This is a genomic window from Acetobacter cerevisiae, assembly GCF_001580535.1.
Taxonomy (GTDB): domain Bacteria; phylum Pseudomonadota; class Alphaproteobacteria; order Acetobacterales; family Acetobacteraceae; genus Acetobacter; species Acetobacter cerevisiae.
The window spans coordinates 1-13,888 of the sequence record NZ_LHZA01000104.1; the positions used below are offsets into that span (position 1 = coordinate 1).

Here is a 13,888-nt window from a genome sequence, read left to right on the forward strand (position 1 = left end):
AGTGCACAGACCACATAGCTTCCACCAACACTGCCTTCTCAGGCCGTGACACCCTCACTGCGTTCAGAACCCGCCGCCAGAAGCAGAATATCGTCAATATTCCAGATCGGGCTCCTGTGGGATGACTGAATTCTACAAAATGACCCGAAATTGCCTCAAGTGTGAGAAATCCGCGTCATTCGGTCTCCCTGCAAACGGAAGAAAACAACGAAGCATAACGCGGTATCGCCCACGCTACATCATCCCAATGACGTCTCACAACCTGACAGCTAGTACTTCTCTGAAAAAGAATCAGAGCGTCTTTTTGAAATCTTCCAGAAGACGGGTGCCTCCCCCGGCCAGCAGACCAACATCGGTGCCGATGGCAACAAAAGCTGCCCCTGCGGACACGTAGCTTTTTGCCAGAACAGAATCGGCTGTCAAAATGCCAGCAGCCTTTCCATGGGAAATAATTTTCCGTAACGCAGCTTCAATATGAACCTGAACTTCTGGCTCACCTGGTCGCCCGATATAACCAAGATCTGCGGCGAGGTCTGCTGGCCCCACAAACACTCCGTCAACACCCTCAACAGCACAGATTTCATCCAAGGCCGCAAGGCCGAGGCGGCTTTCCACCTGTAGCAACAGACAAATTTCGTTTCCTGCTGTCTGGAGATAATCATACACACGGTTGAAACGGGAGGCGCGCGCGAGGGCGGCACCCACACCGCGCACACCCTGTGGCGCATACTGAACTGCGCGCACAAGGTCACGCGCCTGAGTAGCGCTCTCGACCATTGGAACAAGGATGGTCTGTGCCCCGATATCAAGGATCTGTTTGATCATCCAGGTCTCACCAACAGGCGGCCTGACAATGGCGTGACAGCTACTTCCTTCAATAGCTTGCAACTGCGCCATGATACTGCGGATATCGTTTGGCGCATGCTCGCCGTCAATCAGCAGCCAGTCATACCCTGCTCCAGCACATATTTCGGCTGTATAGGCATTGGCGAGAGCCACCCACAACCCAAACTGGCACTCCCCGGAACGCAGAGCCTTTTTGAATTCATTCACTGGTGCCGGCATGAAGACACTCCTTATCTAAAAAAGCAGCTTACTGTTCCAAGAGGACCATAATCAGCCGTTATCGTATCACCGTGCCGGGCTTCGACCGGGCGGATGAAAGACCCTGCGAGAACAATCTGCCCTGCATTGATACGGCCGCCATATTGCGCCAGCCGGTTTGCCAACCATGCAACACCGCGTGCGGGATGATTGAGTACGCCTGCCCCCAGCCCGGTTTCCTCAACAACCGCGTTACGGGAAACGATCGCGCCCACCCATCGAATGTCGATTTTATCGAGGGCCGCCGGAACGGAACCAAGAACAATGCCAGCATTGGCAGCGTTATCCGAAATGGTGTCGATAATTGTCCGTGCATAACCCGTTTCACGATCCACACGTACGATCCTCGTATCGAGAATTTCGAGTGCTGGAACGATATAATCTGTCGCGGCAATGACATCGAACATGCTGACTCCGGGTCCACGGAGTGATTTTTTCATCACGAAAGCAAGTTCGGCCTCAATCCGTGGCTGAATGAACCGGTCAGCGGGTATTTCGGCACCATCGTCAAAATGCATGTCATCAAGAAGAACGCCTGAATCAGGTGTATCGATGTTCAGTGCGTATTGCATGGCTTTTGATGTCAGGCCAATCTTCCATCCTATGATTTGTCGTCCTGACGCCGTCTTACGGCTAACCCAGGCATCCTGAATGGCGTAGGCATCATCAAGACAAGCATCGGGATAGCGTTGAGAAATCAATCCCGTCTGTATTCGTGTTTTTTCCGCCTCATCCAGTTTATCGGCTTCTGCTCTGATCTGTTCGGGAGACAGCATTACGTCAGCTCCTCGTCAGCAACGGAATTACGAAGAACACCCAGCCCGTCGGCAGCAACTTCAATGACATCGCCTGGCGTCAGCCACACTGGTGGATCGAAGCGGGCTCCAGCTCCTGTTGGTGTTCCGGTGACAATGACATCGCCAGGAACAAGTGTTGTAAAGGTTGATATGTAGGAAATAATTTTCTTGAAAGAAAAGATCATCCTCGAGGTACGGTCCTGCTGACGGATCTCACCATTGACACGGGTGCTCAACGCGATATCGCGGATTTGATCTTCTGAGGTAAAAGGAATCAGCCAAGGACCGATTGAACCAGTGCGATCGAAATTTTTCCCCTGTGTCACATTGAATTTTGCATGCCTGACCCAATCACGGATCGTGCCCTCGTTACAGAGGGTCAGAGCGGCGACGTGATCAAGAGCATTTTCCTGAGAGATTCGCCGTCCAGCCTTCCCTATTACGAGGACGATTTCCCCTTCATAGTCGAGCTGTAAAGATTCAGGCGGTCTTATCAGAGCCTCTTTATGACCTACAAAGCTGCGTGGAAAGCGAATAAACAGGGACGGATTGGACGGCGCGGCCTGACCATCCTTGTATTCTTCGTTACGATCTGGAAAATTAACGCCAACGCATATGATTTTTTCTGGATTAGTAACAGGAATTTCGTAGCGAATATCCTCTTCACGGAAATCGACCAACCGTGGCGCGGATGTTGCTAGTTCGTTCAGCGCGCCTGCTTCGATAACCTCTCGCAAGCCGGGCCACCGATCACCATAGAGGCGCGATAGATCCGTGATTCCCCGATCATGAAGTAATCCGTAGCGGGTTACATTCTCATAGGAAAAAGTAAGAAATTTTGCAGTCATGGAAAAATTTCGCTTTCTGATCAGGCAATGCCGCCAAGGCAGATATATTTGAGCTCTGTAAAGTCATCGAGACCGTAGCGCGAACCTTCCCGCCCGAGGCCGGACATCTTGATTCCGCCGAAAGGCGCTTCCGCGGTTGAGATAGCTCCTGTGTTAACGCCCACCATACCGTATTCGAGCGCCTCGCTAACGCGAAAGACCCGAGCAACATCACGTGTGAATACATAGGATGCCAGTCCAAATTCCGTATCGTTTGCGGCAGCTATCACTTCCTCCTCTGTCTCAAAACGGATCAGGGGAGCTAAAGGCCCAAAAGTTTCTTCGTGGACCACACGCATCTGACTGGTCACGTCGGTTAACACGGTTGGCTCAAAAAACAGTCCGCCCAGCGCATGTGATTTTCCACCCGCAAGAACACGTGCGCCATGTTCAATCGCATCTGTGATATGCTCTTTGACCTTCTCCACAGCAGTATTGTCGATAAGCGGGCCGAATGTAACGTCTTGCGCGAAACCGTTTCCTGTTTTCAGCGACGTGATTTTTTTAGTCAGAACTTCTGCGAAGTGGTCATAAACACCTGACTGGATATAAAGCCGATTTGCACACACGCAGGTTTGACCATTATTTCTGAATTTCGCAATCAGTGTGCCGTCCACGGCGGCATCGACGTCTGCATCGTCGAACACGATCAAAGGTGCGTTTCCACCCAGTTCAAGACCGAGTTTTTTGATTGTCGGCGCACATTGGGCGTATAAAAGCGCGCCAACCTCAGTTGATCCGGTAAAAGTCAGTTTACGCACAGCAGGATTAGATGTCATTTCCGCGCCTATTTCTCTGGCGCCTCCGGTAATGACACTGAAAAGTCCTGTAGGAAGACCGGCTCTCTCCGCCAGAATCGCCAGGGCAATGGCTGAGAACGGTGTCTGTATTGCCGGTTTGAGCACGACGGCACAGCCAGCGGCCAAAGCCGGGGCGACTTTGCGAGTAATCATCGCATTGGGGAAATTCCAGGGCGTGATCGCCGCAACAACGCCAACGGGTTGGCGGGCTACCAGAATACGCTTATCGGGCTGATGCCCCGGAATGAGATCACCATACAGGCGACGTGCCTCCTCGGCAAACCAGAGGATAAAGCTGGCTCCATACTCGATTTCGCCTTCTGCTTCCTTCAGGGGTTTTCCCTGTTCGAACGTCATGATTGTGGCAAGATCGGCCTTACTGGCCATGACGAGATCATACCACCGACGCAGAAAGGCAGCGCGTTCGGCTGCTGTGCGGGCTGCCCAAGCCCGCTGGGCGCGCGCAGCGGCCGATATTGAGTCTGCTGTTTCTACCTCACCAAGATCAGGGACCGAGCCAATAAACTGTCCTGTCGCAGGATCAGTTACAGGGATGGAAGTTGACGATGAGGCAGCAATCCAGCGATCACCCATCAGCGCAGCTTCCCGAAACAGGGATGGATCCTGAAGCTTCATGGCCCGATCTCTTTTCTTACGGCGCGATGATCGGGCTGGCCGTCGCCACAGGCTGCCTCGTTTCAAGACCATGGAATTCGCTACCATGTTCGAACCATGATCTAGGCGCTGGTGCTCCCCACAATGTCTGGCGCTGAGGGTCCGTTAATTGCCATTTGATTGGTTCGAGATCAGGATCGACCGTCTGATAGTCCGAGCAGTAGATTTCTGTGCGGTGTCCATCCGGATCAAGCAGATATAGGAAGAACGCGTTGGAAATTCCATGACGACCAGGACCACGTTCAATATTGGCAAGATAACCGGTGGTGGACATCAGATCGAGGAGATCAATGATATTCAGTGGGGTCGGCACCCAGAAAGCTGTGTGGTGCAGACGGGGTCCGACGCCACTTGTGAACGCCATGTCGTGCACGCCCCCCTTGCGGTGCATCCAAGCCGCCCATAAGCGGCCTGTGCTTTCATCTTCCGTATATTCTGTTACGCGGAAACCTAAATTATTGTAAAACTCGACCGATGCATCAACATCGGGTGAAAAGCAGTTGAAATGGTCAATGCGTAACGGTTTTACCCCGTGATAGAGCGCATATTTCTGGTGAATGGGCTCCAGACGGTCCATTTTGAAGTAGAGTTCGAGCGGGATACCTAAATTATCGTGCGTCCGCAGAGTACGCCCCTGATAGGGGCGCTCGACCCATTCGACCTTATGATCCAGGTTGCGGAAGTACCGCTCCGCCTTGTCCAGATCTTCCTCTGAAAAAACTTTAAGACCCAGATAACCGACTTCTCCTTTCTCACCGCGGCGTAATACCATACAGTGATGGCCCCGCTCCTCAAGCGCACGCATATAGACATGATCTGCATCCTCGTCTGTGACCTGCAAACCAAGCAGGTCTGCGTAATAGGTGCGGCTGCGGGCCAGATCGGTCACCACCAATTCAACATGACTGAGACGCAGGATATTGAAATCGGGATAAAGGTTGAACGGGCTGATCGGCATTCTTATTCTCCACTCGTTTGTCTGACGGCCTTGTCAGTTACGATTTTTATTTTTATGAAGTCCGAAAACCCGGCCTGTCAGGCCAGTTTCGGGATAGTGTGTACGCCTGTTGCAAAGGAAACATTCTTGGTTTCCATATAAAAATCGAATGACCAGTCTCCGCCATCGCGGCCTATGCCGGATGCTTTGACACCGCCAAACGGTGTATCGAGGTGCCGCACATTCTCTGAATTCACCCAGATCATGCCAGCCTCAAGCTTGTCCGAAACACGGAAGGATCTGGTAACATCTGAAGTCCAAAGATAAGCGGCAAGTCCGTACTGGGTGTCATTCGCCAGAAAGACAGCCTCCTCTTCCGATTTAAAGGGAATTGCGGTCAGAACTGGGCCAAAGATTTCTTCCTGCGCAATACGCATATTGTTGGTCGCATGTGTGAAAAGTGTAGGGGCAACATAACATCCACCCCCAGGACCATCGACCTTTCGACCACCGACAGCTATCGTGGCACCTTCTTCCTTACCGATCGAGATATATTCAAGAACTTTCTTTTCATGAACCGGATGAATAAGCGGACCGACAACCGTGGCTGGATCTAACGGATGCCCTACTTTTATGGTTTTTACACGCTCGGCAAGAGTCGCAGTAAACTTGTCATAGATACTTGCCTCCACTAGGAGGCGTGAAGATGAAGTGCATCGCTCCCCATTGAGGGAGTAAATCATGAACAAAGCAGCATCTGCTGCACGTTCCAAGTCCGCATCCGCAAAAACTATAATCGGATTTTTCCCGCCGAGTTCAAAATGAAAACGCTTCAGAGTATCCGCTGCCTGCTTCATGATCAGCGAACCAGTTCCACTTTCCCCAACAAAAGCGATCGCCTTGATATCCGGGTGTCGTGTCAGTTCCGCACCAGCGTCTTCTCCAAGGCCATTCACTAGATTCCACACACCGGGGGGTAATCCCGCTTTCTCAGCAATCTCCACCAGAACCGATGCCGTGATGGGTGAAAACTCGGCAGGTTTGTGAACAACCGTGCACCCCGCGGCCAAAGCGGGTGCGATCTTCCATGTTGAGAGCATAAAAGGCGTGTTCCACGGAGTGATAACACCCACCGGCCCCACAGGATTACGCGTGGTTATATTGGCCTGTCCGCCTGTAGGGAGAGAAAGCCCGTTACGGGCAGAAGGTGCCTTGTCTGCAAAATACCGGAAATTTTCGGCACCGCGAAGCGCCGCCTTTGACATGAACCGCAGCGACTGACCTGTATCCAGGCACTCCAGAAATGCAATTTCTTCGGCACGCGCTTCAATAGCATCAGCGATAGTGTGCAAAATCTCCCGACGTTTCGCTCCGCTCAATGCAGCCCACGCAGGTTGAGCCGCTTTAGCAGCTTTTGCTGCCTGATCAATGTCTCGCGCATCACCTTTCGCAACGGACACAAGCGGTTTGAGATCAATTGGCGATAGTGTTTCAAAAATCTCTCCGCCGATCGCAGGGCATTCTTTCCCACCAATACGGTTGAGAACACCTTTTTCACGGATACGTTTAATGTATTCACTCGCCTTTCTTGCATTTTCTTCTAAAGTTGACATTCATCTTATCCTTTCCAAGCTTTCGGCTTTTGTTTTTGTTCTGTTTTTACTGTTTTCTTAGCCGATCATGCATGGCGTTTTTCTTCCAGCTCAGCGTTGATTCTATTTCCCGTATCTCTAGTGAAAGAGCGAAATTTTGCGTTTCCAATAAACCGGACATCGCATTCGTAGCTGTGAAAAAAATAGCTTCTCCTGCCCGCTTTTTCTCTTCTTGGGACCGGCCCTTCCCAATTCGGAAAGACATATCGACAAACCCATTCTCCGGAAGAGCATCAGCAACCGCCCATGCCGATGCTTCAAAAGCCCTGACGCGGATCGCGCCTATTTCAAAAAGCTCGGTTCCCAGGACTGCATCCCGAAGTTTGATACATAATTCTGTAAAATCGACCTTTCCTCGTAGATTTGCAGAATATTCGAGAGATAAGTGCGGCACGGCAATCCTCCCACCTCAGTCAGCACGTTTACTTAACTTGTTAATGTTATAGCGGCATGTCAGTTAATTTGAGGCCTCACATTCACGTTACGCTTCCTCGCTCCATATTTCGTGATATCCTTTCGATAACCTTTTCAACCCAAGGTGAAATATGACTATCCCAAAGCGGCCACCATCAACACACGACTCGCACTCCGCCTCACCCGCCAATCCGTCGGAATTACCTCATGAATCCACAAAGGCTTTGCCTATTGCGCTGCTGAGGGCGAGAGAAGCGCTTATGTCCCGCTTTCGTCCCATGCTTGCTGAACACGATTTCACATCCCAGCAGTGGCGCGTTATCAGACTTCTGAACGAGCACTCCACACTGGATGCAGCTCAACTTGCAGAAAAAGCCTTCATCCTGCCCCCCAGCCTGACACGTATCCTGGCCAATCTGGAAGCACGTGATCTGGTGACGCGGGTCCAGTACGCGTCAGACCGTCGGCGTTATCTCTTCAGGCTGACACCCCTCGGCGAGACCTCTTTCCAAAAAATCTATCCAAATAGGGTAAAGATTTACAAAGAAATAGAAGCATATTTTGGAGAAAGAAAAATAGCGCTCCTTCTTGAACTCCTGGATGATCTTGCTCACTTTTGAGAAACGTTCAGTTCGATACAATCCCGGCAGTCGCGCCAACAAAGGCTCGGTCAAGATACAAAAGCGGATGTCCTACTGTTGAACACCGAATGCTCTGGACTTCCCCAAAGAGCACATAATGCGTTCCAACAACGTGATGCGCCGTAATCTTGCAATCTAACGAGGCAATCGCATCCGCCAGCGCGTGATTCCCGGACGGCAGGCACTCCCACATACCGGACGCATAGCGCTCGTTCATATCAGTGACCTTCCCGGCAAAATATTCCGCCAGATCAACATGATCATGGCTGAGAACATTCACACAGAAAACGCCATTCTGAAGAAAAAGATCACATTGGCTGGACCGCCTGTTCATGCAGACAAGCAGGGTTGGCGGGCTGTCCGTCACCGAGCACATGGCCGTTGCGGTAAATCCGCCCCGCCCCGCTTCCCCAGCAGAAGAAATGACGTTTACGGATGCCCCGACCCTCGCCATCGCCGCACGAAACTCAAGCTGAACAGCTCCAAGATCGGGCAACGCTACCTGTTGCTTCAGTGTAGTGGTCATGTCAAACCTCACTCCGCAGCTTTCGCCGGAGACAGCCATGTGTCACCAGTCCAACCATTTTCATCATAATCGTTCAAACAGGTATCAACGAGTTCTTCCATTTGACGCAGCACCGTGCCTCGTTCTGCTCCTTTGAGAATTTGCAAGCGCACATCCTCCGGACTACCTGCATAATTCAGTTCATAAAGTGCGTGCCGCCCGCCGAACTCTGTGCCCGTTGCATCCCACAACAATTTCATGATTTTGATCCGGTCCTTGTGGCTGATACCATTTGAACCACGAACATACTGTGCAAGATAACCGTCTATCTCCGGGTTAGCGAAATCCTTGACCGAAGACGGCAAATAAATAAGCCCCGAAGCCACACAGCGACGCACAAGGTCTATCACCCGAGGGTAGGCGTCTGACATAAAGGCACGATAGGTCAATGCCGCTTCAAGGTTCGGAAGCACCGCACCATTGTGCCACTGCTGTGGAGCGCGCGCCATGGCATTGGAAAGTGACCAGAAAAGATGACGCAACCCAATCACCTCCCCCAATGCCGCCTGATTGCCGCGAAAGGCATCTCCACCCGTGCAGCGAAGCGCTTTGGCAAGGACACCAGCCAGAAAGTCCAGCTTGACCGCAAAACGCGTGCACCCTTGGAAGCAATACCCCTGCATAAAGCCCGAGCCTATGGGGAAAGACAGGATTTTCTTTGCATCCCGCAGAATGAGAACGTCCTCCCACGGCACAAAAACATTATCCAGCACCAGGATGGCGTCATTTTCATCAAACCGCGAGGAAAGCGGATAATCAAACGGAGAGGAGACCGTGTTCGCTGTCTCTTCATAAGACGTACGGCAGATCATTTTGATGCCGGGGGCATTCATCGGAGCGATGAATGTTACAGACATTGATGGATCTTCTGTGACAGTTGCGGAACTTTGAGCCAGAAGATTGTGATGGGTCAGGGCAGACGACGTTGCGACAACCTTTGCGCCAGACACATAAATGCCTGCGTCCGTCTCTTTTGTAATATGGACAAAGACATCCTTGACCTCTTCGGCCGGTTTGTGCCGGTCAATAGGCGGATTTACAATTGCGTGATTAAGGAACAATACCTGTTCCTGTGACTTTTTATACCATGCCCGTGCGTTGTCAGCAAAAGGACCATACCACTCCGCGTTCGCTCCCAACGTATTTGTCAGCGCAGCCTTGTAATCTGCCGTTCGGCCCATCCAGCCATACGTCATTCTCGCCCACCCGGCGATAGCTTGCTGTTGGCCCACAAGATCTTCAACAGACTTAGGCGACACAAAGCTTTTATGGGTAAAGCCACCATTGCCTGTGTCTGTTTGAGTTGTCAGAATTTTGCTGTGTTCTGGCTGATGGAGAGCATCATACAGCCGCGCTATTGAACGCGCCGAATTTCGCATGGCCGGATGCGTGGTGACGTCGTCTATGCGTTCTCCATTGATATAGACGTTTCGACCATCACGAAGCGACTCGAGGTATTCCACGCCCGTGAAAGGACGCTTGATGATGGTAGACGGCTTAGCGCCTACACCACATAGCCCTGAGGAATCATCCATTTCCGATCATCCTTATATTATTCTTCTTGAAACCGATGGTATATTTTCTGAAATTAAGAGAGAATGCAGAAAACAAAGAAAAACTTGGACTTTTTTAAATGCCCCAAAAACCCGAGATTCCGAGCTTTCTGACATATGGCATCAACACAAAAACTGATGACATAGGCTTTGTGCATGTTGAAAACGTTATGGATCGCAAATCCCTCCATAACGGCCACGTTCCTGCCCACAGGCACGAGCAGATTTTTCAGTTGTGTTTTTGGACAGACGGATCAGGCACGTATTTCATTGAAGATCGGTTAATTGAATTCCAAGCACCGATGTTTGTCTTTATTCCTGCTCGGGTCGTGCACGGGTTTTCTGTATCATCGGGCTCTGATGCAATCGTGTTTTCTCTTGCCAGCAGTTATACTGATACCGCCCCCCTCTTTAAAAGCACTGCCGCCCGCACACCGCTGGTTCTGGCTGGCCCGGAGCAGCCAGAACCTACCCCGCTGATGCTGACACTTATGCAGGCGGGTTATGAGCGTTATAGAATCGCTCCCGAGACATCACAGAGCGTTATTCGTGGTCTTGCCATAGCAATTTTAGGTGAAGCACTTTCCCTGACCCGTTCCGGACGGGTTCCCGATGAAAGTGCCGCAGCAGTCAGAATCCGGTCTTTCATCGAGGAGCATTTTCGCGATACGTGGTCGATTACCGATTACGCACGCGCGCTTGGTCAAACGCCCTATCAAATCAACACGACGACACAGGCCGCCTTCGGCCAAAGCCTGAAACGGCTAATCATTGACCGCAGATTACTAGAAAGCAAACGTCTTCTTGCATTTACCATCCGCCCTATTGAAGCCATTGCCGCGGAAGTCGGAATTCCTGACCCCGCTTATTTTTCCCGGTTTTTCCACACTTTTTCTGGCGTTTCGCCTCGAGAATGGAGACGGCAATGGGCAGAAAACACCAAAGACTGCTTACTGACAGCCATACCAGACAACACGCCTGCGTGAGGTGGCGCAGTATACGTTATTTTAATTAACATGATAATTAAATTGGTCTACAGACAGCTGGAAGGAGGAGGCCTTCTGTTTCCAGAGACGACACCGCAAGGCTCACCAACTGCCTTCTCCGGGCTCAATCGTACAAAGTCACGCTAAATATAAAAAGAAAAAGGCGGACCAAAATGTCTAATAATGAAAATATATCCAACACTAGACAGCGAAACATTGGATTCAGATTGTCCGATATCGCAGCCATTTTTTACCTGATTTTGGTTACCTGTGGAGTCATATACCTCGTCTTGAATGTCCAGGGGCATCCGTTCCTTTTGGCTTATATAAAATTTTTCTTCCTGGCCACCTTTGGCGAATGCCTGAGGCGTCGTATTACGCAAGACAACTGGATCCCGAATCATTTGATTGCGCGGGCTCTTATTTGGGGCTTCTTTGGCGTCTGGATTGCAATGTCATTCATGATTATGGATTCAGGCGTTAGATGGTTTGTTGGTACCAGTTCTCTATCTAGACCAGTCACTGCTTTCGCTATCAGTGCATGGATGAATATCTTTTCCGGGTATGGTTTCTTCATGATGCTAACCCATTTTATCACGGACCGAATGCTAGATGAGGGCATAAAGGCTCCGACCGAGTACCTACGTTCCAACGGATTCGCCCGTTGGGCAAAAATTGTTGCCTTATGTCTGATTTTTTTCTGGACCCCAGCACATACCATCACGTTTCTATTGCCTAATATATGGCGGGTTGTTTTTGCCGCTTATCTCAGTGTGGCGCTAGGAGCGATCCTTTCTTTTGCATCGGATTCCGGTTCCCGCGCAGCACGCACCGCGTGAAGCAGTTTTTCCCTGCTGTGCACGCTCTTTTATCCAGGACAAAGATCCCTACGCTTCTGTCTGAATAATAATAAAAATTCAGTCAGAGAGGAGTGTTTCATGAAATTCGTCTGTATACGGTCCGTACGTACAAGGCACCGTCTGTCATGGTTTCGGGCAAATCTCGTATGGGTCAGTCTCGCACTTTCAGCCCTGTTTCACGTTGCACTGGCAGAGGAAATCACAACAACCTCGCCTCCTCCACCCAACAGTAATTTTTGGGATTCGGTGCGTCTCACCAAAGAATTGCAGGACCGCTACGTTAATGTACAGGGACCGATTACACTCGTCCCTTCGGAACTGCCTCCTCAAGTATTGGCTGGCGCGCCCCTTCTGGTGTCTCCTGGCACACCGGCACCAAAGGGACCTTTAACATTTCTGGGTCGATTTCTAACGCACATTGGCTTAACCCCACACGCAATTTTCAACCAGCTCTATATGACAAATCCTGACATTGGACCGCGCCCTGGCCGTTTTTCTCTTGGAACCGGCATTGTGTTGGGACTGGATGCCAATCTTCAGAAAATTATGGGAATAAAAGGAGGTGAAATTCATTTTGAAGAAATTCTCTCTCGGCCCACTGTAAATGGTGGCTACCCCACCGGCCCTGCATGGGCGGGCGCAGTTGGAAGTTATTTTGCAGGCATTGATCAGCACAATGATATTGCGGGAGGCTGGCTCGCACTGCTGACGTATCAGCAAAAACTCTTTTATAATCGCGGCAACTTTTCTGTGGGTAGAACTCATCCTCGGCGGTATTTTTTCTTTAATAACTGCGATAACTTCCTTAACTGCACGGACCCGATCATGCAGGCATCCGCCGGCATACTGCCGCCTCCGTATGCAACATGGGGCAGTTACATCACTGCACGTATGTTTAATGACATAAGTTTTGAGATGGGTGCTTTCGAAGCCAATCTGAATCAGTATTTCCAACACGGAAACGGGTGGCGTTGGGACACCCGCACGGCCTCAGGTTATCTTCTGCTGGGCGGCTTCAATTATAGAAGGCTTCAGATTTCACACCTTTACGGCGGCCGGTATCAGTTATCCGGCTTCTTTAACAGTTCCCAATATAAAGACCCTTACACCAATACAACACATTATGGACGAGCCGGTGCCGAATTTCGCGGCCAACAGCTCATCTGGCGCCGGGACCATAGGCACCCAGTCCCTTCCCCATTACCTGAAGGTCTTAATGCGTTCGTGGCACTCGGGTTTGCCGCGGACCCTGCAGCTCCCTTCAAAGCACTTGCAGAAGGAGGTTTTAGTTATCATGGGCTCTTTAAACGCAAGTTAGACCGGGAACAGATTAAATTCAGCTACGTACGGGCTTCCAAGCACCAAATGCTTTATCAGCAGCGAACACGTATTCAAAATGGAGGAGACCCACGGATAGGCTCCCAGAATATCATGCGCCTGGAGGTTAGTGGGCATATCTCCATCGTTCCTGGAATCGCGTTCGAGCCAAGCATTCAATACATTTTTAATCCTGACAATTACTATAATCCCGCAGCAAAAAAAATTAGTTCAAATGGTATCGTTCTTGCGGGTCAGTTGATGATCGACATGGGTTTTCTCTCTGGCCTTTCGGCACACTGAGAGAATACTGCACTTGCCCTTTACAAAAATATAATTCTAAAAAACTTAATTAATATTTATGAGATGTTTTTGTAAGAAGAGTTTTTACTATACCCACTATAACGTTAGGATTGACACTGACAATCATCCAGAGATTATTCTGGCCAGCCGCACAGACTGTTCCCTCCCCGTCACTTATTGTCAGTTATGAAATAGCACTCTGCTTCAAGCAGAAGAATAACATTCAGGGAACAAGATTCTAGGGCCAATCGACATTCAGGATTCCCAAATAGGCTAATCGCTGCTTCATAGGTCTCCGTGTTGACGCGGAAATCTCACAGAAGGGTTGTACATCGGGTTAGGTTATGAAAAAGTCTGTTTTGCACAAAAGAATTTTTCATAAGCAATAAACGAACCC

The 13,888-nt window shown here is 50.3% G+C and carries 13 protein-coding genes; 4 read left to right on the plus strand and 9 right to left on the minus strand.

Annotation, left to right across the window (positions count from 1 at the left end):
* Positions 1-291: 291 nt before the first annotated feature.
* The 7 genes from hpaI to AD928_RS02325 form a co-directional block, all read right to left on the minus strand.
* The gene (gene hpaI / locus AD928_RS02295; protein WP_062144167.1) at positions 292-1,065 is read right to left on the minus strand and encodes a 4-hydroxy-2-oxoheptanedioate aldolase; all 774 of its coding nucleotides are present in this window, start codon (positions 1,063-1,065) and stop codon (positions 292-294) included.
* A gap of 11 nt (positions 1,066-1,076) precedes the next feature.
* Positions 1,077-1,880 carry a 2-oxo-hept-4-ene-1,7-dioate hydratase gene (gene hpaH, locus AD928_RS02300; protein ID WP_062144164.1) on the minus strand — a complete coding sequence of 268 codons (804 nt, stop codon included), beginning with the start codon at positions 1,878-1,880 and terminating at the stop codon, positions 1,077-1,079.
* A complete protein-coding gene (locus tag AD928_RS02305) occupies positions 1,880-2,749 on the minus strand; it encodes a fumarylacetoacetate hydrolase family protein (RefSeq protein WP_062144161.1) in 870 nt (289 codons plus the stop codon). Before AD928_RS02305 ends, hpaH begins: the two co-directional genes overlap by 1 nt.
* A gap of 20 nt (positions 2,750-2,769) precedes the next feature.
* Entirely contained in the window at positions 2,770-4,224 is a 1,455-nt protein-coding gene (locus AD928_RS02310; protein WP_062247925.1) for an NAD-dependent succinate-semialdehyde dehydrogenase, read from the minus strand.
* Positions 4,225-4,240: 16 nt separating this feature from the next.
* On the minus strand, positions 4,241-5,221 hold the full coding sequence (gene hpaD / locus AD928_RS02315) for a 3,4-dihydroxyphenylacetate 2,3-dioxygenase (protein WP_062144154.1): 981 nt from the start codon (positions 5,219-5,221) through the stop codon (positions 4,241-4,243).
* A gap of 77 nt (positions 5,222-5,298) precedes the next feature.
* The gene (gene hpaE / locus AD928_RS02320; protein WP_062144151.1) at positions 5,299-6,813 is read right to left on the minus strand and encodes a 5-carboxymethyl-2-hydroxymuconate semialdehyde dehydrogenase; all 1,515 of its coding nucleotides are present in this window, start codon (positions 6,811-6,813) and stop codon (positions 5,299-5,301) included.
* Positions 6,814-6,859: 46 nt separating this feature from the next.
* Positions 6,860-7,246, minus strand: coding sequence for a 5-carboxymethyl-2-hydroxymuconate Delta-isomerase (locus AD928_RS02325; RefSeq protein ID WP_062144147.1), 387 nt, complete (start codon positions 7,244-7,246; stop codon positions 6,860-6,862).
* Between the two features lie 151 nt (positions 7,247-7,397).
* Between AD928_RS02325 and hpaR the strand changes: the two genes are divergently transcribed.
* Positions 7,398-7,886 (plus strand): homoprotocatechuate degradation operon regulator HpaR, encoded by a 489-nt coding sequence (gene hpaR, locus AD928_RS02330; RefSeq protein WP_264821459.1) that lies wholly within the window; start codon positions 7,398-7,400, stop codon positions 7,884-7,886.
* A gap of 7 nt (positions 7,887-7,893) precedes the next feature.
* On the opposite strand, the gene AD928_RS02335 is transcribed toward hpaR, so the two are convergent.
* Together AD928_RS02335 and AD928_RS02340 are read right to left on the minus strand one after the other, a co-directional pair.
* On the minus strand, positions 7,894-8,433 hold the full coding sequence (locus AD928_RS02335) for a flavin reductase (protein WP_062144170.1): 540 nt from the start codon (positions 8,431-8,433) through the stop codon (positions 7,894-7,896).
* Between the two features lie 8 nt (positions 8,434-8,441).
* Positions 8,442-10,007 carry a 4-hydroxyphenylacetate 3-hydroxylase N-terminal domain-containing protein gene (locus tag AD928_RS02340; protein WP_062247927.1) on the minus strand — a complete coding sequence of 522 codons (1,566 nt, stop codon included), beginning with the start codon at positions 10,005-10,007 and terminating at the stop codon, positions 8,442-8,444.
* A 98-nt stretch (positions 10,008-10,105) separates the two neighbouring features.
* On the opposite strand from AD928_RS02340, the gene AD928_RS02345 reads away from it, so the two are divergent.
* From AD928_RS02345 to AD928_RS02355, 3 genes are all read left to right on the plus strand, one after another.
* Positions 10,106-11,011 carry a helix-turn-helix domain-containing protein gene (locus tag AD928_RS02345; protein WP_062247929.1) on the plus strand — a complete coding sequence of 302 codons (906 nt, stop codon included), beginning with the start codon at positions 10,106-10,108 and terminating at the stop codon, positions 11,009-11,011.
* A gap of 173 nt (positions 11,012-11,184) precedes the next feature.
* Positions 11,185-11,850, plus strand: a complete 666-nt coding sequence (locus AD928_RS02350) for a hypothetical protein (protein ID WP_062144138.1) — start codon at positions 11,185-11,187, stop codon at positions 11,848-11,850.
* 99 nt (positions 11,851-11,949) lie between these two features.
* Positions 11,950-13,491, plus strand: a complete 1,542-nt coding sequence (locus AD928_RS02355) for a carbohydrate porin (protein ID WP_082779697.1) — start codon at positions 11,950-11,952, stop codon at positions 13,489-13,491.
* Positions 13,492-13,888 lie beyond the last annotated feature (397 nt).

Excerpts from the sequence above, each read along its gene's own strand:
- hpaI (WP_062144167.1), bottom strand. The coding sequence starts at position 1,065 with ATGCCGGCACCAGTGAATGAATTCAAAAAGGCTCTGCGTTCCGGGGAG.
- hpaH (WP_062144164.1), bottom strand. The coding sequence starts at position 1,880 with ATGCTGTCTCCCGAACAGATCAGAGCAGAAGCCGATAAACTGGATGAG.
- AD928_RS02305 (WP_062144161.1), bottom strand. The coding sequence starts at position 2,749 with ATGACTGCAAAATTTCTTACTTTTTCCTATGAGAATGTAACCCGCTAC.
- AD928_RS02310 (WP_062247925.1), bottom strand. The coding sequence starts at position 4,224 with ATGAAGCTTCAGGATCCATCCCTGTTTCGGGAAGCTGCGCTGATGGGT.
- hpaD (WP_062144154.1), bottom strand. The coding sequence starts at position 5,221 with ATGCCGATCAGCCCGTTCAACCTTTATCCCGATTTCAATATCCTGCGT.
- hpaE (WP_062144151.1), bottom strand. The coding sequence starts at position 6,813 with ATGTCAACTTTAGAAGAAAATGCAAGAAAGGCGAGTGAATACATTAAA.
- hpaR (WP_264821459.1), top strand. The coding sequence starts at position 7,398 with ATGACTATCCCAAAGCGGCCACCATCAACACACGACTCGCACTCCGCC.
- AD928_RS02335 (WP_062144170.1), bottom strand. The coding sequence starts at position 8,433 with ATGACCACTACACTGAAGCAACAGGTAGCGTTGCCCGATCTTGGAGCT.
- AD928_RS02340 (WP_062247927.1), bottom strand. The coding sequence starts at position 10,007 with ATGGATGATTCCTCAGGGCTATGTGGTGTAGGCGCTAAGCCGTCTACC.
- AD928_RS02345 (WP_062247929.1), top strand. The coding sequence starts at position 10,106 with ATGCCCCAAAAACCCGAGATTCCGAGCTTTCTGACATATGGCATCAAC.
- AD928_RS02350 (WP_062144138.1), top strand. The coding sequence starts at position 11,185 with ATGTCTAATAATGAAAATATATCCAACACTAGACAGCGAAACATTGGA.
- AD928_RS02355 (WP_082779697.1), top strand. The coding sequence starts at position 11,950 with ATGAAATTCGTCTGTATACGGTCCGTACGTACAAGGCACCGTCTGTCA.